Source organism: Micromonospora sp. DSM 43699 (assembly GCF_055517075.1).
In genome coordinates this window covers 51,487-69,680 of the sequence record NZ_JBTMMT010000019.1, presented here as the reverse complement: position 1 = coordinate 69,680, position 18,194 = coordinate 51,487, and the positions used below count along the sequence as shown (strand labels likewise).

Sequence of the window (18,194 nt, the reverse complement as noted above, 5' to 3'; positions counted from 1 at the left end):
CCGCACAGCCGGTGGAGCAGACCGTTTGGCGGGCCGGTGCCTGGGCACCGGCCCGCCGCACATGGGGGCGGACGGGACGGCGGCGGAGAAGCGCCAGGGCGCCGGAACGACGCACCGGTGTTCTAGGGTGCCGGCATGACGAGTGCACCCCGGGAGGCGGAAACGCCCATCGGGCCGGTCGGCGCACTGCTCTGCCGGCTGCTGTTCCTGGCTATCTGTCTACCCGGCCCGGTCCTGCTCGCCGCCGACCTGACGGGGGGCCTGCCGGTGCCGCCCGGGGAGCGCTGGGGCCTGCTCGCCGGTGGGGTGTTCACCACGATCGTCGGGGTCGGTTTCGGCGCCTTCGGCTGGCGGGTGGTCAGCCGGTCCCGCCGGGACGCGCGGCAACTCGACGCCGCCGGTGTCGCCGCCACTGCCGAGATCCTCACCGTGGCACCCCACCTGGGTGGTGAGGACCCGGGGCTCGTCCTCCACCTGCGGATCCGTGGACCCGGCTTCGCCACCTTCGAAGCGGACACGATCCGGCCCGACGACCCGGGACTCGTGCCCGGCGCGCTGCTGACCGCCGTCGTGGAGCCGACGACCCGCCTCTACCGGGTCAGGTGACGGCGCTCGCGGCGGGAGAAGAGCCGGCTCCCCGCAGGTCCTCCTCGATCCGCCGCGCGGCGGCCAGCAGCGGTGGGAGCAGTTCCCGCCGGATCAGCTCGAAGGACCCCCGGGTGGCGTGGGCGGAGAGGTTCACCGCCGCGATCACCGAACCGTTCTCGCCGTGGATCGGCGCGGCCAGGGACCGCAGCCCCTCCTCCAACTCCTGGTCGACGATCGCGTACCCCTGGGCGGCGATCTTCGTCAGGAGTGCGCGCAGTTTCACCGGGTCGGTGACGGTGCGCCGGGTCAACGGCCGCAGTGGCGCGGTGGTGAGGTAGTCGTCCAACCAGTCCGCCGGTTGCGCGGCGAGCAGCACCCGGCCCATCGAGGTGGCGTACGCGGGGAACCGGGTGCCCACGCTGATGCCGACCGTCATGATCCGCTTGGTGGGCACCCGGGCGACGTAGACCACCTCGTCGCCGTCGAGCACCGACACCGAGCAGGACTCGTGCACCTGCGCGACAAGTGCCTCCATGTGCCGCTGCGCGATCTCGGGCAGGCCCAGGCCCGACAGGTAGGCGTAGCCGAGGGCGAGGATCCGCGGTCGCAGCGAGAAGAGCCGGCCGTCGGTGTGCACGTACCCCAACTCGACGAGGGTGAGCAGGAACCGGCGGGCGGCGGCCCGGGTCAGCCCGGTCCGCCGGGCCACCTCGCTCAGGGTGAGCTGCGGATGTTCGGCGTCGAACGCCCGGATCACCGCGAGTCCGCGCTCCAGCGACTGCACGAACTCCGGCGACCGCGCCGCCTCCCCGCCCACCCTCACCCAGCCTCCTGCCGCAGGACCTCCCGGGCCACCCTGAACGCCCGGTTCGCCGCCGGTACGCCAGCGTAGACGCCCACCTGGAGCAGCACCTCCGCCACCTCCTGACGGCTCAGGCCGTTGCCCAGCGCGGCGCGCACGTGCATCGCCAATTCCTCGTCGTGGTGCAGGGTGGCGAGCACGGCGAGGGTGACCACACTGCGGCTACGCCGGTCGAGCCCCGGTCGGCTCCACACCTCGCCCCAGGCGTAGCGGGTGATGAAGTCCTGGAAGTCGGCGGTGAACTCGTCGGTGTCGGCGACCGCGCGGTCGACGTGCGCGTCACCGAGCACCTGTCGGCGTACCGTCATGCCGGTCTCGTGCCGCTCGCGGTCGTCCATCATCCACCCGGTTCCTCGTCGACGTGTTCCCGCAGGAGTCGGCCCACCCGCGCGGGCTGCTCGACGTTGGCCAGGTGCGCCGCCGCGTCGAGGACGACCAGCCGCGCACCGGGGATACGGGCGGCGATCTCCCGGGCGTGCGCCACCGGGGTCGCCGGGTCGTCCGCGCCCGCGACGACGAGTGTCGGCGTGTCGATCCGGCCCAGCGCGGGGCGCAGATCCATGGCAGCGATCGCCTCGCAGCAGGCCGCGTAACCGGCCGGGGAGGTCGCGGTCAGCATGGCCCGGTGTGCGGCGACCACGTCCGGGCGGGCGGCGGCGAACGCCGGGGTGAACCAGCGGTCCACCACCGCGTCGGCGATCGCCGGGAGACCACCGGCGCGTACCGTCGCCGCCCGCGCCCGCCACCGCTCGGCCGGGCCGAGCGACGCCGACGTGCAGAGCAGCGCCAGCCGCCGCACCCGGTCGGGGGCGTGCGCGGCGAGCCACATCCCCACCATGCCGCCGAGGGACAGCCCCGCGTAGTGGACCCACGGCACGCCGAGGTCGTCAAGCGTCCGCAGCAGCTCCCGACCCAGCAGATCCAGGGTGTACGGCCCGGCCGGCACCGCCGAGCGGCCGTGACCCAGGTGGTCGTACCGGATCACCCGGAACCGTTCGGCGAGCGCCGGGACCTGCGGTTCCCACATCGCGCCGGTGGTGCCGAGGGAACTGCCGAGCACCAGCACCGGCGCGGCGGCCGGACCGTCGACGGTGAGGTGCAGCCGGGAGGTCACTCCCCCGCCGCCCGGACGGCGGCCAGCGCCCGGTCGACGAACAGGCCGGCCGACCCGAGCCAGCGGTACGGGTCGAGCGCCTCGTCGACCTCCACCTCGGACAGGTGCGCGCGGATCTCGGGGTCGGCGAGCAGCGCGGCCCGGAACGAGGGTGCGGCGGCGACCCGGGTGACCAGGTCGTGCGCGACGGTACGCCCGACAGCGGGGGCCAACCGCGCGGCGACGGCCTCGGCGAGCACCAGCCCACCTGTCGCGTCGAGGTTCGCCCGCATCCGCTCCGGACGGACCTGCAGCCCGGCCAGCAGCCGGGCACACCGGCCGGCGGCACCACCGGCCAGGCGCAGCAGGTCACACAGCGGCTCCCACTCGGCGTGCCAGCCGCCGGTGGCCCGCTCGTGTTCCTGCACCGCCGTGGCGAACAGGGTGGCGACCAGACCAGGACCACGTCGTACGGCGGCACCGATCAGGATCGAGTCCACCGGGTTGCGCTTGTGCGGCATGGCCGAGGAGCCACCCCGACCGGCGCCACCCTCGGCGACCTCGCCGATCTCGGTCCGGGCGAGCAGGCCCACGTCGAGGGCGACCTTGCCGGTGGCCGCGAGCACCCCGCCGAGCGCGGCAGCCAGGTCCAGGCGGGGCTGCCGGCGGGTGTGCCAGGGCAGCGCACTCGTGGGCAACCCCAGGTGTACGGCGAACCGCGCGGCGACCTCGGGCCCGGCCGGGCCGAGCGCGGCGAGGGTGCCGACCGCACCGCCGAGTTGGGCGGGTTGCCCGACCCGCGCCTGCCGCAGCCGGTCCCGGGCCTGCGCCAGGCCGGTCAGCCACCCGGCGGCCGTGAGCCCGAAGGTGGTGGGTGCCGCGTGCTGCCCTAGGGTCCGGGCGACCAGCACGGTGTCCCGGTGGGTCTCGGCGAGCCGGGCGCAGTGTTCGACGGCGGCGTCGAGGTGACCCAGCAGCGGACCGAGCGCCCGCACGGCCACCAGGCTCAGCGCGGTGTCCAGGATGTCCTGGCTGGTCGCCCCGAGGTGCACCCAGGGGCGGGCGTGCTCGGGCACGGCGGCGGTCAGCTCCCGCACGAGCGGGACGACGGGGTTGCCGGCGGCGTCGGCGGCCCGGCCGAGCGCGACCGGGTCGTACCGCTCGGGGCGGCACCGGGCGACGATCGCATCCGCCGCCGACGCGGGCAGCACACCGGCGTCCGTCCCGGCCATGGCCAGTGCGGCCTCCCCGTCGAGCAGTGCCCGCAGCAGGGCCGGGTCGCCGAGTTCCGCGTCCACGTCGGGGGTGCCGGAGAGGCCGGAGAGCAGGCCGTCAGACGGCGAAGAAGACGGTCTCACGGTCACCCTGCAAGCGGATGTCGAAGCGGAACCCGTCCGGCGCGGTGGCGGCCAGCAGCGTGTCGCGGCGGTCGGCGTCCAGGCTGCGCAGCACCGGGTCGACGGCGTTGGCCGCCGGCTCGTCGGGGAAGTAGAGCCGGGTGACCAGGCGGTGCAGCAGCCCCCGGCCGAGAACCGACAGGTTCAGGTGCGGGGCCTCGGTGCCGCCGTCCGGGTCGGGCAGCGAACCCGGCCTGACGGTCAGCAGCCGGTAGCACCCCTGGTCGTCGGTCTCGCTGCGGCCGAAGCCCCGGAACCCCGCGAGCGCGGGCGGCCAGGCGCCGCGCGGGTCGTCCGGATGGTCGAACCGGCCGTCCGGGTCGGCCTGCCAGCTCTCCACCAGCGCGTCGACCACCGGTGCTCCGGTGCCGTCGACGATCCGGCCCCGGATCCAGAACGCCCCCGGGGTGCCCTCGGGGACGACGTACGGGCCGTCGGGCCAGTGCAGGCCGATGCTCAGGTACGGCCCGACGGTCTGCGCCGGGGTGACCCCCAGCCGTTCACTCATCGTCGTCCCCGTCCTCGAAGGGGGTGCCTTCCCGGCCGCGCAGCACGAGGTCGAACTCGTACCCCAGCGCCCACTGCGGCACGGTGGCGGCGTGGTCGTAGCGGGCGACCAGCCGTTCCCGGGCCCTCGGGTCGCGCACCGAGTGCAGCACCGGGTCCTGGAAGAAGAGCGGGTCGCCGGGAAAGTACATCTGCGTCACCAGCCGTTGGGTGAACGCCCGGCCGAAGAGCGAGAAGTGGATGTGCGCCGGCCGCCAGGCGTTGTCGTGGTTGCGCCAGGGGTAGGCGCCGGGCCGCACGGTGACGAACCGGTAGCGCCCCTGGTCGTCGGTGAGTGCCCGGCCCACCCCGTCGAAGTGCGGGTCGAGCGGGGCCGGCCAGGTGTCGTTCGCGTGCCGGTAGCGCCCTGCGGCGTTGGCCTGCCAGATCTCGACAAGCGTGTGCGGCAGCGGGCGGCCGTCGCCGTCGCGGACCCGGCCGTGCACGATGATCCGCTGCCCCTGCGGTTCCCCGTCGTGTTGGCGGGTCAGGTCGTGGTCGAGGTGGCCGAGCCGTCCCTCGCCCAGCAACGGCCCGGTGATCTCGGTCAGCCGCTGCGGCAGGTGGGCCAGCGGCTGCCGCGGCGCCCGCGCCACGGTCGACAGGTAGTCGGGGCTGAGCAGCGGCGGGTGGACGTCGACGTCGTCGCGCCGGTACGCCGGCAGCACCGGCGCGCCGCCGACCCGGTGGGTGGTGTCCCCGGTCATCGTCGTCTCCCCTCAGGCGTCCGGCACCACGGCCACCGGCCGGCCGGTGGGGGCATCAGCCGGTCGCCGGCCGGTGGGGGCACCCGCCCGGCCGGGGGTGCCGTGCGTGGTCGCCTCCAGCGCGCGCAGCACCGACAGCTCGTCTGCCGTGGGCGGGTCGCCCGTGGTCAGTGGGTCGGCGACGGCGAGGTCCCAGCCGGTGGCCGCCCGCGCCTGTTCCCGGGTCGCGCCGGGATGCAGCCGGGTCAGGGTGAGCTCGCAGGTGACCGGATCGGGTTCGAGAACACCGAGGTCGGTGATCACCAGGCGGGGGCCGCCGCCGCGCAGGCCGAGCCGTTCCCGGTCGCCCGGGCCCGCCCCGTACCCGACCGAGGTGACGAAGTCGACCCGGTCGACGAAGGTGCGGCGGCTCTGCCGGACGATCACCACGACCTCGCCGCAGGAGGCGGCGATCTCCGGTGCCCCACCGGCGCCGGGCAGCCGGACCCCCGGGGCGGCGTAGTCGTCGCCGACGACAGTGGTGTTGAGGTTGCCGTACCGGTCGAGTTGCGCGGCGCCGAGGAAGCCCACGTCGATCCGGCCGGGCTGGAGCCAGTAGTTGAACACCTCCGGCACCGACACCACCGCGTCGGCGGTGTCGGCGAGGATGCCGTCGCCGATGGACAGTGGGAGCCGGTCCGGTTTCGCACCGAGGCAGCCGGACTCGTAGACGAGCACCAGGTGGGGGGCGTGGGTGGCCCGGGCGAGGTTCGCCGCCGTGCTGGGCAGACCGATCCCGACGAAGCAGGCGGTGCCGTCGCGGAGCTGTCGTGCGGCGGCGACGGTCATCATCTCGTCCGCGGTCCAGTCCGCCATCGTGTTCTCCCCGCTCACGTCGCCACTCCGGCCCGGTGCACGTGCCGGTCGAGCCAGGCGCGGAAGGTGTCCCGGTCCCGGCTGACGGCGTCCCAGGCCCGGTAGAAGTCGTTGTCCCGGACCGAGTAGCCCTGGGCGTAGGAGGGGTGTGCGCCACCGGGCACCTCGGCCACGGCGGTGACCGCCCAACCCGGCAGTACGACCTGCCCGGGCACCGGGGTCAACTCGTCCACGATCTCCTCGACGGTGACCAGTGACCGGTGCGCGGCGAGCACCGCCTCCTTCTGCACCCCGGTGATGCCCCACAGCTGCACGTTGCCGGCCCGGTCGGCGCGCTGCGCGTGCACCACCGTCACGTCCGGGCGCAGGGCCGCCACGGCGGTGAGGGTCTCCCCGGTGAAGGGGCAGTCGACCGGTCGGACGTTGGCCGTGTGCCGGGGCAGGTCGGTGCCGGTGTAGCCGCGCAGGACGGCGAACGGCAGCCCGGATGCCCCGGCCACGTAGCGGTTGGCCATCCCCGCGTGGCTGTGCTCCTCCAGCTCCAGCGGACCCGGCCAGGCGTGCTGCACGGCGTCCCGGAAGCGGTGCAGCGACCCCACCCCCGGGTTGCCGCCCCAGGAGAAGACCAGGCGACGGGCACAACCCGCCCCGATGAGCTGGTCGTAGACGACGTCGGGGGTCATCCGGACCAGGGTCAGCTCCCGCCGGCGCTGGCGGATGATCTCGTGGCCGGCGGCGAACGGGATGAGGTGGGTGAACCCTTCGAGGGCCACCACGTCACCGTCGCGGACCAGGTCCGCCACGCCGTCGGCCAGCGGGACCAGCTTCGCCATGCGCTTCCCCACCTCCCACGGATCTGGGCCACCCCGGCTGTTCGCCATGCGGACCGTCGTACCCATGTCGAACGTACGGGCGGACAACGGTATCCGTCAACGCGTTGACGGCGGCCGGGCCGCGTGCCAACGTTCAGAAGGAGAACAGCCGTTCGTTGAGCGAACACGGCGCAGTGCCCGCCGGGCCGAGGTCCACCCTCCCGGGAAGACCCGGTCACGCTCCCGTGCGGACGGGCAGCGGGCGGGGAACGAGGAGGTCGCGGATGCGTACCCAGGTCGGCATCGTCGGCGCCGGACCGGCCGGACTCATGCTGTCGCACCTGCTGCACCGGCACGGCATCGAGTCGGTGGTGCTGGAGAGCCGCAGCCGGGACCACGTCGAGCACCGGGTCCGGGCCGGCGTCCTCGAACAGGGCTCGGTCGACCTGCTCCGCCGTGCCGGCCTCGGCGAGCGGCTGCGCCGGGAGGGGTTGCGGCACGAGGGCATCGAGCTGCGCTTCGCCGGCGAGTCGCACCGGGTGCCGATGACCGAGCTGACCGGACGGGCGATCACCGTCTACGGGCAGCAGGAGGTGGTCAAGGACCTGATCGCCGCCCGGCTCGCGGCCGACGGCACCATCCTGTTCGACGCCGACGTGGTCCGCCTGACCGGCCTCGACACGGACTCGCCGATCGTCCACTTCCGACGCGACGGGCGCGAGGAGGAGCTGCGTTGCGACTTCGTGGCCGGCTGCGACGGGTTCCACGGGGTGAGCCGGGGCGCGGTGCCCGAGGGGGTGCTGACCAGCTACGAACGGGTGTACCCCGTCGCCTGGCTGGGCGTGCTCGCCGCCGCCGCGCCGGCGGTGGAGGAACTCGTCTACGCCCACCACGACCGGGGCTTCGCCCTCTACAGCATGCGTTCCCCGGAGATCTCCCGGCTCTACCTCCAGGTCGCCCCGGACGCCGACCTCGCCGACTGGCCGGACGAGCGGATCTGGGCGGAGCTGCGGACCCGGCTGGAGACGGTGCCGGGCTGGTCGCTGACCGAGGGGCCGGTGCTGGAGAAGTCCGTCACCGGCATGCGCAGCTTCGTGGTGGAGCCGATGCAGTGGGAGCGGCTGTTTCTGGCGGGGGACGCGGTGCACATCGTCCCGCCGACCGGCGCGAAGGGGATGAACCTGGCGCTGGCCGACGTCGCGCTGCTCGGGGACGCCTTCGCCGCCTGGTACGACCACCGGCGCACCGACCTGCTGGCGGGCTATTCGGCAACCGCGCTGCGTCGGGTCTGGCGGGCGCAGCACTTCTCCTGGTGGATGACCTCGATGCTGCACCGGCTGGCGCACGACGACCCGTACGAGACGAAGCTGCAGACCGCGACGCTGCGGTACGTCGCCACCTCCCGGGCCTATGCCACCAGCCTGGCCGAGAACTACGTGGGCCTGCCCGAGGTCTGACCACCTCGGACAGGCCACTGCGGAAGCGCGGTCACCGGGGGTGGCGGCCCCCTCCTGCCCGGGCACCGGTGGGAGCGACGCCACCACGACACAGCGTCGTTCAACTAATTCCTGACGGGCGTCAGAGATTCTTGACTTTCGATGCCGGGGTGGCTGACCATGGCCACCACAGCGGCGTGCGCCCCCACGCAGCGGTCGGTGCACCCGCAGATCCGAGGCATGTCCCGCCGGCTTCCGACGCACCCCACCACCCCCGCCCAGGAAGGGCCTCGTCAATGAAGAAGGTCATGGCTCTCGGGTTGATCGCCGTCACCGCGATCGCCCTCACCGGATGTACCGACTCCGACGCGTCCACCCCGTCCGCGCAGACCTCGGGCGACCTGCGCAAGGTGCGGGTCGCGGCGCTGCCCATCACCGAGACCGCCGCGCTGTGGGGCGGCATCAAGGCGGGCCTCTTCGCCGAGCGTGGGCTCCAGGTCGAGGTGCTGCCCGCCCAGGGCGGCGCGCAGGCCATCCCCGCGCTGATGAACGGCGACATCGACTTCGCCATCGGCCAGCCCTTCGGCCCGTTCCGGGCCGACCTGCAGAAGCTCGGCGTCGTCATCATCGGCAACTACGCCTCCTCGTACGCCGACGGCGACGACATCAACGCCGTGGTGGCCTCGGCCAGGTCCGGCATCAGGCGACCGGCCGACCTCGCGGGCAAACGGGTCGCGGTCAACAGCCTGGGCGCCGCCGGCGACGTCACGATCATGGCGGCGGTCGAGAAGGACGGCGGCGACCCCACCCGGATCAAGTTCGTCGAGGTCGCCTTCCCCGACGCTCCGGCCCAACTCGCGGCCGGCAACATCGATGCGGCCTGGGTGCCGGAGCCCTTCGTCACCCAGCTCAAGAGCCGGGGCGACACCTTCGTCGTCGCGCCCTACCAGGCGGTCGTGCCCGGCCTGGCCACCCTCACCACCATCACCACCACCGAACGCACCGAGAAGGACGCCAAGCTGGTCGAGGACTTCTCGGCGGCGATGAAGAAGACCCTGGAATGGGCCCGCGACCCGGCCAACGAGACGGCCGTGCGACAGGCCATCAAGGACAACCTCCAGCTGCCGCCGCCGGTGGCGGAGTCGGTCCGGCTCCCGGCGTTCGGCTGGGACGTCGACCGGTCGAGCCTGCAGAAGCTCGCCGAGCTCGCGCAGAAGTACCGGGTGCTCGACCGGCAACCCGACCTCGACCGCCTCGTCCACCAGCAGTAGCCGGCGGGCCGACGCCCTCCCCGGTCCGGGGAGGGCCGCACCGCCCACGCCACCACGGAGGTGACATGCGCCTGCTCCCCACCCGCCGCCTGCCCGCGTCGCGCAGGGCACTGCTGGGCGTCGTCGGCCTGGCCGGATTCCTCGCCGTCTGGCAGGCGGTCCCGGCACTGGGCCTGGTCGACCCGCAGTACCTGCCGTACGTGACCGACGTGCTGGCACGGCTCTCCGAACAGCTCGTCGACCTCGCGTTCTGGCGGCGGCTGGGCAGCACCATGACGTCCTGGGCGATCGGGGTGACACTGGCGACGGTCGCCGCCGTCGTCCTCGGCACGGTCGTCGGCCTGGTGCGTTCCTGCGGCGCGCGACGCACACGATCGTGGAGTTCCTGCGCCCCATCCCGTCGGTCGCCCTCATCCCGCTCGCCGTGCTGATGTTCGGCATCCAACGGCAGGCGGCCCTGGTCATCATCGTCTACGCGTCGTTCTGGCAGGTGTTCGTGCAGGTGATCTACGGGGTCGCCGACGTCGACGCGGTCGCCCGGGACACCGCGCTCAGTTTCGGTCTACGTCGCCGCGAACGGCTGACCCACCTCGTCCTGCCGACCACCCTGCCGTACCTGATGACCGGCGTGCGGCTCGCGGCGGCGGTGGCGCTCATCCTGGCCGTCACCGCCGAGATGGTGATCGGCAACCCCGGCCTCGGCCGCATGATCGAGCTGTCCCGCTCGGGTGGGGACGCCGTCGGCCTGTACGCCCTGGTCGTGGTCACCGGCCTGCTCGGGCTGGCGGTGAACCTCGTCTTCCGGTTCGTGGAACGGCGGACCCTGTCGTGGCACCAGTCGGTACGAGGGGAGCAGGCGCAGTGACCGCGTACCCGGGCCGGATCGCCACCCCGCCGCGCCGTCGCGCCGCCGGCGACCGCCTGATGGCGGGCGTGCTGCACGCGCTCGGGCTGCCGCTGCTGCTCCTGGTGCTCTGGGGCCTGGTGGCGACCAGGTCGACCAGCCTGTTCTTCCCCGGCCCGGTGACGATCGCCGAAGCCTTCGTCGACACCTGGATCGGCCCGGCGTTCGTCGAGGACGTGCTGCCGAGCCTCTACCGCCTCGGCCTCGGCGTCGCCGCGTCGATCGTGCTCGGCATCGCCGCCGGCACCGTCATCGGCCTGACCCGGTGGCTGCGCGAACTGCTCGAACCACTGCTGGAGTTCCTCCGGGCCATCCCGCCACCGGTGCTGATCCCGGTGGCCATGCTCCTGCTCGGCATCACCGACACGATGAAGGTGGCGGTGATCGTCTCCGGCGCGGTCTGGCCGATCCTGCTGAACACCGTCGAGGGTGTCCGGGCGACCGACAGCGTGCTGACCGAGACCGCCCGGTCGTTCCGGGTCATCTGGTGGCAGCGGCTGTGGTTCCTGGTGCTGCCGGCCGCCAGCCCCCGGATCATGGCCGGGGTCCGGCAGGCGCTCTCGGTCGGCCTCATCCTGATGGTCATCTCCGAGATGTTCGCCTCGTCGGCCGGGCTGGGTTACCGGATCGCCTACTTCCAGCGCAACTACCTGGTCGCCGAGATGTGGAGCGGCATCCTGCTGCTCGGGCTGGTCGGTGTCCTGCTCGCCGTCGCATTCGGTCTCGTCGAACGGCGCGTGCTGCGCTGGTACCACGGAATCAGGGAGGTCAACCGTGCCTGACCGGCGCACCCTGCTGCGGGTGGAGCACCTGCGCAAGGTCTACCAGTCCCCCACCGGCGACGTCGAGGCGATCGGGGACCTCAGCTTCACCATGGACGCCGGCGAGCTCGTCTGCATCGTCGGGCCGTCCGGGTGCGGCAAGACCACCCTGCTGAAGTGCCTCGCCGGGCTGCTGCGCCCCACCGGTGGGGTGGTCGAGATGCACGGCGCGCCGGTGACCGGCCCGAGCCCCGCGATGGCCGTGGTGTTCCAGGAGTACGGCCGCAGCCTCTATCCGTGGCTGACGGTGCGCGGCAACGTCGAGCTTCCGCTGCGGCACAAGAAACTCTCCCGCGCGGACCGGGCCACGCTGGTCGCCGACGCGCTCGACGCGGTGGGCCTGGCACACGCCGCGTGCAGCCACCCGTGGCAGCTCTCCGGCGGGATGCAGCAGCGGGTGGCGATCGCCCGGGCCCTCGCCTACCAACCCGAGGTCCTGATCATGGACGAACCGTTCGCCGCGGTGGACGCGCAGACCCGGGCCGACCTGGAGGACCTGGTCCGCGAGCTGCACGCCCGCCGTGGGATGTCGATCCTCTTCGTCACCCACGACATCGACGAGTCGGTGTACCTGGGCCAGCGGGTGCTGGTGCTGTCGCACTCCCCGACCCGGGTCCGCGAGGACCTGGCGATCGACCTGCCGGCGGAGCGCGACCAGATCGGCACCCGCGCCCTGCCCCGCTTCACCGAGCTGCGCACGCACGTCTACGGCGAGATCCAGCGGGCCAAGCGGGGGCAGAATGTGGCCCCGCACCCCGCGCCGTGAGCGCCGGGGCACCCGCCCGTCGAAAGGGACGACCGTGAGCCGGCGTCAACCGAAGCAACTCCTGCTCGCCCTCTTCGGCGAGCACGTGGTCGACGACGCCACCGGGCCGATCCGGGCGAGCGCCCTGATCACCGTGCTGGAGGGGGCGGGCGTCGCCGCGCCGGCGATCCGGGCCACCCTCGACCGGCTGGTCCGCAGCGGCATCCTCACCCGGGGCCGCAGCGGCAGGGAGACCCTGTTCTCGCTGACCGAGCACGGGGCGGCGGTGCTGCGCGAGGCGACCTACCGGGTGCGCGGGCCACGACCGTTCGACCCCCAGGGCAGCGGCTGGACGCTTGTCACCTTCTCGATCCCGGAGGACCAGCGCCGGCTGCGGCACCGACTGCGCTCCACCCTCACCTGGGAGGGTTTCGCGCCGATCCGCGACGGGCTCTGGCTGGCGCCCGGCGAGGTCGACCTCGCCGGGTCGTTGGAGCCGCTGCGACAGGACCTCGCGCCGCACGCCGTGGTCGCCTTCCACGCCCGCGAACTCGCCGGCTTCCCGATCGGCGAGAGCGTCCGCGCCGCCTGGGACATCGAGGCGATCCGCCGCGAGCACCTGGCGTTCATCGAGGTGTGGGACGACCCGGCCGCGACGGCGCTGGCGTCGAGCGCGCTGACCCTGCGGACGATGCTGGTGGCGGACTGGCTCGCCCTGCTGCGGGCCGACCCGCGGCTGCCGGCGGAGTTCATGGACGCGCAGTGGCCGGCCACCCGGTCGGTGGAGACCTACCGTCGGGTGCACCGGACGCTGGCCGAGGCGTCCGCGGCGGAGTTCGCCGCCCTCGTCGCGGCCCGCCCCACGGTCAGCCGGCGAAGCGGGCCCTGAGGTCGGCCTTGCGCACCTTTCCCGACGCGGTGCGCGGCAACTCGTCGACGACGACCACGTTCTTCGGCAGCTTGTAGCGGGCGAGCCGGCCGTCGAGGTGGGCCCGCACGGTGTCGGTGTCCACGGTCGCCCCCTGCCGCACGGTCACGATCGCCCACGGCACCTCGCCCCAGCGGTCGTCCGGCACCCCGATGACGGCCGCCGAGACCACTCCGTCGATCTCGCCGAGCAGCAGTTCGATCTCGGCCGGGTAGATGTTCTCCCCACCCGAGATGATCATGTCCTTGAGCCGGCCGGAGATGTGCAGGTAACCGTCGGCGTCCAGGTGGCCCAGGTCCCCGGAGCGGAACCACCCGTCGGCCGTGAACGCCTCGGCGGTCGCCGCCGGCAGCCCGTGGTAGCCGGGGAAGACGTTCGGCCCGGCCACCTCGATCTCGCCGACGGCACCGGCGGGCAGCACGGCTCCGGTCGGGTCGGTGATCCGCACGTCGGTGAAGAAGTGCGGTAGGCCCACGCTGCCCTGCTTGGCCCGGGTCATCGCGGGGGGCAGCGCGGTCACGCCCGGCGACGCCTCGGTCATGCCGTACCCCTGGGAGAAGGACAGGCCCCGCGCCTCGTACGCGTCCAGGATGCGGGTCGGCACCGCCGAGCCGCCGCAGGTGAGCTTCGCCAGCGTGGACAGGTCGGTCGAGGACCAGGCGGGATGGTCGGCCAGCAGCTGGTAGGTGGTCGGCACGCCACTGAGCATGGTGACCCCGTGCCGGGCGATCTGCGCCAGCGCCCGCCCCGGCTCGAAGCCCCGCTCGACGACCATGGTGGCGCCCTTGAGGATGACGGGCAGGGCGCCCATTCCCAGCGAGGCGACGTGGAACAGCGGCGAGATCATCAACGCCACGTCGGTCGAGACGACGTCGTAGTCGACCACGCAGTTGAGCGCGACCCAGGTGAGGTTGCCGTGGGTCAGCACGGCGCCCTTGGCCCGACCGGTCGTGCCCGAGGTGTAGACGATCGCCGCCGGATCCTGGTGGTCGGGGTCGGCGTGGCCGGCGTGCCCGGGATCGGCTTCCCGCACCAGGGGGGCGAGCCCCGGCCGGTCCGGGGTGCCCGCACCGGTGACGACGACGTGCGGGGGCCGGACGGCCGGCAGGGCGGTGGCCACCGGCACCGCGAAGTCCGGGTCGTGGATCAGCACCCGGGCGGCGCAGTCCGTCAGGACGTGACCGATCTCGGGGGGCGCCAGCCGGGTGTTGACCGGCACGAAGACGGCACCGAGCTGCGCCGCCGCGAACATCACCTGGAGGAACTCCGGGCTGTTCTCACCCAGGTAGGCCACCGCGTCACCGGTGCCGACGCCGTGCTCGCCCAGCACCACCGAGACCCGGTCCACGGCGTCGGCGAACTGGGCGTACGTGACGGTGTAGCCCTCGCCGTGGATGAGGGCGACCCGGTCCGGGGACGTGAGCCGGCGCCTGGCCACCCACGCGCCGATTCCGTGCTGGTGCATCAGCAGTCTCCTGGTGGTGGAGGTGGAGGTGGTGTGCCCACCCGGCTCGGACACCCGGGCTCAGGCGTGGAAGCGGTACAACCCCCGCGCGACGACCGCCGGCTTGGCCGCACCCTCGATCTCGATGGTCTGGTCGACGGTGAGCTGGTAGCCGCCCCGGACCTCGGTCACCTCGGCGACCGTGGCCCGCATCCGCACCCGCGCCCCGACCACCACCGGGGCGGGGAAGCGCACCCGGTCGAGGCCGTAGTTCACCTTGGTCGACACGCCCTTGACCTCGAGCAGCTCGGTCCAGAACGGCACCGCCAGGGACAGGGTGAGGAAGCCGTGCGCGATGGGCGCGCCGAACGGGCCGGCCTTCGCCCGCTCAGGGTCGACGTGGATCCACTGGTGGTCGTCGGTGGCGTCGGCGAACAGGTGCACCTGGTCCTGGGTGACCGTCCGGTACCCGGTGTGCCCCAGATCGGTGCCGGCGAGGTCGGCGAGCTGGTCGTAGGTGATGGTCGTGGTCATGGCGCTTCCTCTCGTCGTTCCCCGGCGAGGCCCAGCAGCCGGACCGCGTTGTCCTTGAGGATGCCCGGGAGCACCTCCGGCCTGAGGTCGGTGGTCGCGACGTCGCGCAGCCACCGGTCGGGGGTGAGCAGCGGATAGTCGGTGCCGAAGAGCACCCGGCGCCTGAGCACCGAGTTGGCGTGGCGCACCAGCTCGGCCGGGAAGTACTTCGGACTCCAGCCGGACAGGTCGATCCAGGTGTTGGGTTTGTGGGTGGCCACCGACAGCGCCTCGTCCTGCCAGGGCACCGACGGGTGGGCCATCACGATCTGCAGGTCGGGGAAGTCGGCCGCGACCGGGTCGAGCAGCATCGGATTGGACAGGCCGAGCCGCAGGCCGTAGCCGCCCGGGGTGCCCGCGCCGATGCCGGTCTGCCCGGTGTGGAAGATCGCCGGGAGCCCGGCCCGCGCGATCAGGCCCCACAGCGGGGCGTACTCGTCGTGGCCGGGGTCGAAGCCCTGCACTGTGGGGTGGAACTTGAAGCCGCGTACCCCCTCCTGCTCGATCAGCCGGGTGGCGAGTTCGAGGGCCGCCTCGCCGGTGCGCGGGTCGACCGACCCGAAGGGGATGAGCACGTCGGCGTGCTCGGCCGCGGCACGGGCGATGTCGACGCTGGACAGCGGTGGATGCTTCAGCTGGGTGCCCGCGTCCACGGTGAAGACGACGGCGGCCATGTCGCGCTCGCGGTAGTACCGGGCCACCGCGTCGACGGCGGGCCGGGGCCCGTCCGTCCGGAAGTACTTCGACACCGCCGCCACCAGCGGCTCGGGCAGCGAGGTGTGGCCGTGGCCGTCGACCTCGATGTGCACGTGCATGTCGATCGCCGTGACGGCGTCGAGGTCGATCGCGGGCTGGTACACGGGGGCGGCCTCCGTCGGGGGGGTCGGATCCGGCGGGCGGTCTCGTCGGTGGGGTGCACCGGTCGGACGGGTCAGGGGGCCGCCGGCTGGAACTGGGCGGGCAGCTCCGGGAATCTCTCGCCGACGCTCTGCGCGGCCCCGTCGAACGTCGCCGGCCACGCCTCCACCAGAGCGTCGTAGGTCCAGCCGCCCTCGCGGTACGCGGTCAGCGCCGCCTCCGGGTGGGTCCAGACCTGGAGCCGGTCACCGCCCACCCCGAGCACCTGCCCGGTCACCTGGGCCGCCGCGTCGGAGCCGAGGAACGCGACCAGCCCGGCGACGTCGTCGGCCGTGCCGAACCCGAGATCGTGCCGGAAGAACGCGGGCATCGGCTCGCCGTCCGCCTCGGCGCGTACCGCGGCGGCGAAGTAGGGGACGGTGGCGGTCATCGCGGTCGCGGCGACCGGGACGACCGTGTTGGCGGTGATGCCGGACCGCTTCAGCTCCAGCGCCCAGGTGCGGACCATGCCGACGATGCCCGCCTTGGCAGCCGCGTAGTTGGTCTGGCCGAAGGTGCCCCGCTGACCGGTGGGTGACCCGATGCAGATGATCCGCCCGCCCTCGCCGGCCTGCCGCATGTGCCGCACCGCCTCGCGCACTGTGGTGAAGGTGCCGCGCAGGTGCACGTTGACCACCGTGTCGAAGTCGTCGTCGCTCATCTTCCACAGCACGGTGTCGCGCAGCACGCCGGCGTTGGTGACCAGGATGTCCAGCCGGCCGAACTGCGCGACCGCCGTACTGACGAGTTGCGTCGCGGTCTCGGTCGGGCCGACCGGTGCGACCACTGCGACGGCCCGCCCGCCGGACGCCCCGATCGCCGCCACGGCCTCCGCGGTGGCCTCGGCGTCGACGTCGTTGACCACGACGGCCACGCCGCGTCGCGCCAACTCCCGGGCGTACGCGAGGCCGAGCCCGCGCCCGGATCCGGTGACGATGGCGACTTTGCCGTCCAGTGACATGGGCACTCCCTTTCGTCGATGCGATCTGAGCATGGACCGTTGAAAATGTCAATTATTTAGGAAGCTTGCTACCATCGTCGCCATGTCCCCCGCCGAACGCAGCCGATCGACCGGCCGCGACCGGCTGCGGGACAGCGTGCTCGCCGGGGACCTCAGCTTCCTGCTGGCCAGGGCCAACGCGCTCGCCCTGGCAGCGGCGAACGCCGCCCTCGCCGAGCACGGGTTGAAGGCCCGCTCCTACTCGGTGCTCGCCCTGGCCGCCGACGACGTCCGCCCGACCCAGCGGGAGCTCGCCGAGTTCCTGCGTCTCGACCCGAGCCAGGTAGTCGCCCTCATCGACGGGCTGGAGCAGCGCCACCTGGTCGAGCGGCACGCCGACCCCGCCGACCGCAGGGCCAACGTCCTGGTCGCCACCGAGGCCGGTCGGGCCCTGTTCGCCCGCGCCCAGGACGCCGTCAACGCCGTGGGGCTCGGCTCGCTGGCCGGCGTGACACCCCGGGAGCACGAGTGGCTGGCCCCACTGCTGCGCCGGCTGGCCTTCCCCGACTGACACCGCGACCGCACCCGACCGGTGGTCACCGGTGTGCGCCGCCCAATGCCCGGGAGAGCACCCGGCCGGCGGCCCGGACCAGCGGCGCCAGCGCCACCGGGTCCGCCCGGTCGTGGGCGACCACCAACGAGATCGCCGCCACCACGCCCTGCGGTGCACGGATCGGCGCGGCCACCGACAGGGCGTCCATGGTGACCTGACGGTCGCTTACCGCGTACCCGGCCCGGCGCACCTCGGCGAGACAGCGGCGCAGCCGCCCCGGGTCGGTGACGGTCAGTGCGGTGTACCGCTCCAGCGGCGCGGCCAGCACCTGTTGCTGGATCTCGACGGGCGCGTGGGCGAGCAGGACCAGTCCGACGCCGGTGGCGTGCAACGCGAAGCGGCCACCCACCCGGGTGAGCACCGGCACGGCGTGCCGCCCGGCGATCCGTTCGATGAAGACGAGTTCGAGGTCCTGCCGGACGGCGAGCTGGACGTTCTCGTGGGTCACCTCGTAAAGGTCCTCCATGACCGGGAGGGCCACCTCCCGCAGCCCCAGGCCCCGGGGCGCGAGCGAGCCGACCTCCCACAGCCGCAGGCCGATCCGGTACCGCCCGTCGTCGCCGCGTTCCAGCGCCCCCCACGCGAGCAGTTCGGCGACCCGCCGGTGCACGGTGGACAGCGGCAACCCGGCCCGCCGGGCCAGCTCGCTCAGGGTCAGCGCCGGGTCGGCCGGGCTGAACGCGTCGAGCAGCGCCAACACCCGGCTCGTCACCGACCGTCCCGGTTGCCCGCGCACCCCACCATCCTCCCCGCCCGCGCCGA

The 18,194-nt window shown here is 73.4% G+C and carries 22 protein-coding genes; 9 read left to right on the top strand and 13 right to left on the bottom strand.

From position 1 onward, the window contains the following. Nucleotides 1-135: 135 nt before the first annotated feature. Complete coding sequence (locus tag AC0AIB_RS12805) at nt 136-606, top strand: hypothetical protein (protein ID WP_465096723.1); 471 nt, start codon at nt 136-138, stop codon at nt 604-606. Here the strand turns inward: AC0AIB_RS12805 and AC0AIB_RS12800 are convergent. From AC0AIB_RS12800 to AC0AIB_RS12765, 8 genes are read right to left on the bottom strand one after another with little or no spacing between them, the layout of a single operon-like run. Further along, complete coding sequence (locus tag AC0AIB_RS12800; RefSeq protein WP_465096722.1) at nt 599-1,411, bottom strand: IclR family transcriptional regulator; 813 nt, start codon at nt 1,409-1,411, stop codon at nt 599-601. The two genes, AC0AIB_RS12805 and AC0AIB_RS12800, sit on opposite strands and share 8 nt — an antisense overlap. Then, nucleotides 1,408-1,791: a 4-carboxymuconolactone decarboxylase gene (gene pcaC, locus AC0AIB_RS12795; RefSeq protein ID WP_328345969.1), complete on the bottom strand. Its 384-nt coding sequence runs from the start codon at nt 1,789-1,791 to the stop codon at nt 1,408-1,410. The genes AC0AIB_RS12800 and pcaC overlap by 4 nt, the downstream gene beginning before the upstream one ends. Continuing rightward, nucleotides 1,788-2,564 (bottom strand): 3-oxoadipate enol-lactonase, encoded by a 777-nt coding sequence (gene pcaD, locus AC0AIB_RS12790; protein WP_328345967.1) that lies wholly within the window; start codon nt 2,562-2,564, stop codon nt 1,788-1,790. The genes pcaC and pcaD overlap by 4 nt, the downstream gene beginning before the upstream one ends. Beyond that, on the bottom strand, nt 2,561-3,907 hold the full coding sequence (pcaB, locus tag AC0AIB_RS12785; RefSeq protein WP_328345965.1) for a 3-carboxy-cis,cis-muconate cycloisomerase: 1,347 nt from the start codon (nt 3,905-3,907) through the stop codon (nt 2,561-2,563). Before pcaB ends, pcaD begins: the two co-directional genes overlap by 4 nt. After that, the gene (pcaG, locus tag AC0AIB_RS12780) at nt 3,876-4,448 is read right to left on the bottom strand and encodes a protocatechuate 3,4-dioxygenase subunit alpha (protein WP_328345964.1); all 573 of its coding nucleotides are present in this window, start codon (nt 4,446-4,448) and stop codon (nt 3,876-3,878) included. Before pcaG ends, pcaB begins: the two co-directional genes overlap by 32 nt. Beyond that, on the bottom strand, nt 4,441-5,193 hold the full coding sequence (pcaH, locus tag AC0AIB_RS12775; RefSeq protein WP_328345963.1) for a protocatechuate 3,4-dioxygenase subunit beta: 753 nt from the start codon (nt 5,191-5,193) through the stop codon (nt 4,441-4,443). Before pcaH ends, pcaG begins: the two co-directional genes overlap by 8 nt. A gap of 12 nt (nt 5,194-5,205) precedes the next feature. Next, a complete protein-coding gene (locus tag AC0AIB_RS12770) occupies nt 5,206-6,048 on the bottom strand; it encodes a CoA-transferase subunit beta (protein ID WP_328345961.1) in 843 nt (280 codons plus the stop codon). Nucleotides 6,049-6,062: 14 nt separating this feature from the next. After that, nucleotides 6,063-6,881 (bottom strand): CoA transferase subunit A, encoded by an 819-nt coding sequence (locus tag AC0AIB_RS12765; protein ID WP_328345959.1) that lies wholly within the window; start codon nt 6,879-6,881, stop codon nt 6,063-6,065. A gap of 263 nt (nt 6,882-7,144) precedes the next feature. On the opposite strand from AC0AIB_RS12765, the gene AC0AIB_RS12760 reads away from it, so the two are divergent. From AC0AIB_RS12760 to AC0AIB_RS12730, 7 genes are all read left to right on the top strand, one after another. Further along, nucleotides 7,145-8,317, top strand: coding sequence for a 4-hydroxybenzoate 3-monooxygenase (locus AC0AIB_RS12760; protein WP_328345957.1), 1,173 nt, complete (start codon nt 7,145-7,147; stop codon nt 8,315-8,317). Nucleotides 8,318-8,604: 287 nt separating this feature from the next. After that, nucleotides 8,605-9,567 carry an ABC transporter substrate-binding protein gene (locus tag AC0AIB_RS12755; protein ID WP_328345955.1) on the top strand — a complete coding sequence of 321 codons (963 nt, stop codon included), beginning with the start codon at nt 8,605-8,607 and terminating at the stop codon, nt 9,565-9,567. A gap of 65 nt (nt 9,568-9,632) precedes the next feature. Next, the gene (locus tag AC0AIB_RS12750; protein WP_465096721.1) at nt 9,633-9,998 is read left to right on the top strand and encodes a hypothetical protein; all 366 of its coding nucleotides are present in this window, start codon (nt 9,633-9,635) and stop codon (nt 9,996-9,998) included. Then, a complete protein-coding gene (locus tag AC0AIB_RS12745) occupies nt 9,944-10,432 on the top strand; it encodes an ABC transporter permease (RefSeq protein WP_465096720.1) in 489 nt (162 codons plus the stop codon). Before AC0AIB_RS12750 ends, AC0AIB_RS12745 begins: the two co-directional genes overlap by 55 nt. After that, nucleotides 10,429-11,253 carry an ABC transporter permease gene (locus AC0AIB_RS12740; RefSeq protein ID WP_465096719.1) on the top strand — a complete coding sequence of 275 codons (825 nt, stop codon included), beginning with the start codon at nt 10,429-10,431 and terminating at the stop codon, nt 11,251-11,253. Before AC0AIB_RS12745 ends, AC0AIB_RS12740 begins: the two co-directional genes overlap by 4 nt. Further along, entirely contained in the window at nt 11,246-12,058 is an 813-nt protein-coding gene (locus AC0AIB_RS12735; RefSeq protein ID WP_465096718.1) for an ABC transporter ATP-binding protein, read from the top strand. Before AC0AIB_RS12740 ends, AC0AIB_RS12735 begins: the two co-directional genes overlap by 8 nt. Before the next feature lie 34 nt (nt 12,059-12,092). Next, complete coding sequence (locus AC0AIB_RS12730; RefSeq protein ID WP_328345947.1) at nt 12,093-12,926, top strand: PaaX family transcriptional regulator; 834 nt, start codon at nt 12,093-12,095, stop codon at nt 12,924-12,926. Here the strand turns inward: AC0AIB_RS12730 and AC0AIB_RS12725 are convergent. The 4 genes from AC0AIB_RS12725 to AC0AIB_RS12710 form a co-directional block, all read right to left on the bottom strand. Then, entirely contained in the window at nt 12,904-14,430 is a 1,527-nt protein-coding gene (locus AC0AIB_RS12725; protein WP_328345945.1) for an acyl-CoA synthetase, read from the bottom strand. The genes AC0AIB_RS12730 and AC0AIB_RS12725 overlap by 23 nt on opposite strands. A 60-nt stretch (nt 14,431-14,490) precedes the next feature. Then, nucleotides 14,491-14,943, bottom strand: coding sequence for a MaoC family dehydratase (locus AC0AIB_RS12720; protein WP_328345943.1), 453 nt, complete (start codon nt 14,941-14,943; stop codon nt 14,491-14,493). After that, entirely contained in the window at nt 14,940-15,842 is a 903-nt protein-coding gene (locus AC0AIB_RS12715) for an amidohydrolase family protein (protein ID WP_328345941.1), read from the bottom strand. The genes AC0AIB_RS12720 and AC0AIB_RS12715 overlap by 4 nt, the downstream gene beginning before the upstream one ends. A 71-nt stretch (nt 15,843-15,913) precedes the next feature. Then, a complete protein-coding gene (locus AC0AIB_RS12710) occupies nt 15,914-16,840 on the bottom strand; it encodes an SDR family oxidoreductase (protein ID WP_328345939.1) in 927 nt (308 codons plus the stop codon). A gap of 82 nt (nt 16,841-16,922) precedes the next feature. Between AC0AIB_RS12710 and AC0AIB_RS12705 the strand changes: the two genes are divergently transcribed. After that, complete coding sequence (locus AC0AIB_RS12705; protein ID WP_465096717.1) at nt 16,923-17,390, top strand: MarR family winged helix-turn-helix transcriptional regulator; 468 nt, start codon at nt 16,923-16,925, stop codon at nt 17,388-17,390. Between the two features lie 25 nt (nt 17,391-17,415). On the opposite strand, the gene AC0AIB_RS12700 is transcribed toward AC0AIB_RS12705, so the two are convergent. Further along, the gene (locus tag AC0AIB_RS12700; RefSeq protein ID WP_328345935.1) at nt 17,416-18,144 is read right to left on the bottom strand and encodes an IclR family transcriptional regulator; all 729 of its coding nucleotides are present in this window, start codon (nt 18,142-18,144) and stop codon (nt 17,416-17,418) included. Nucleotides 18,145-18,194: the final 50 nt, after the last annotated feature.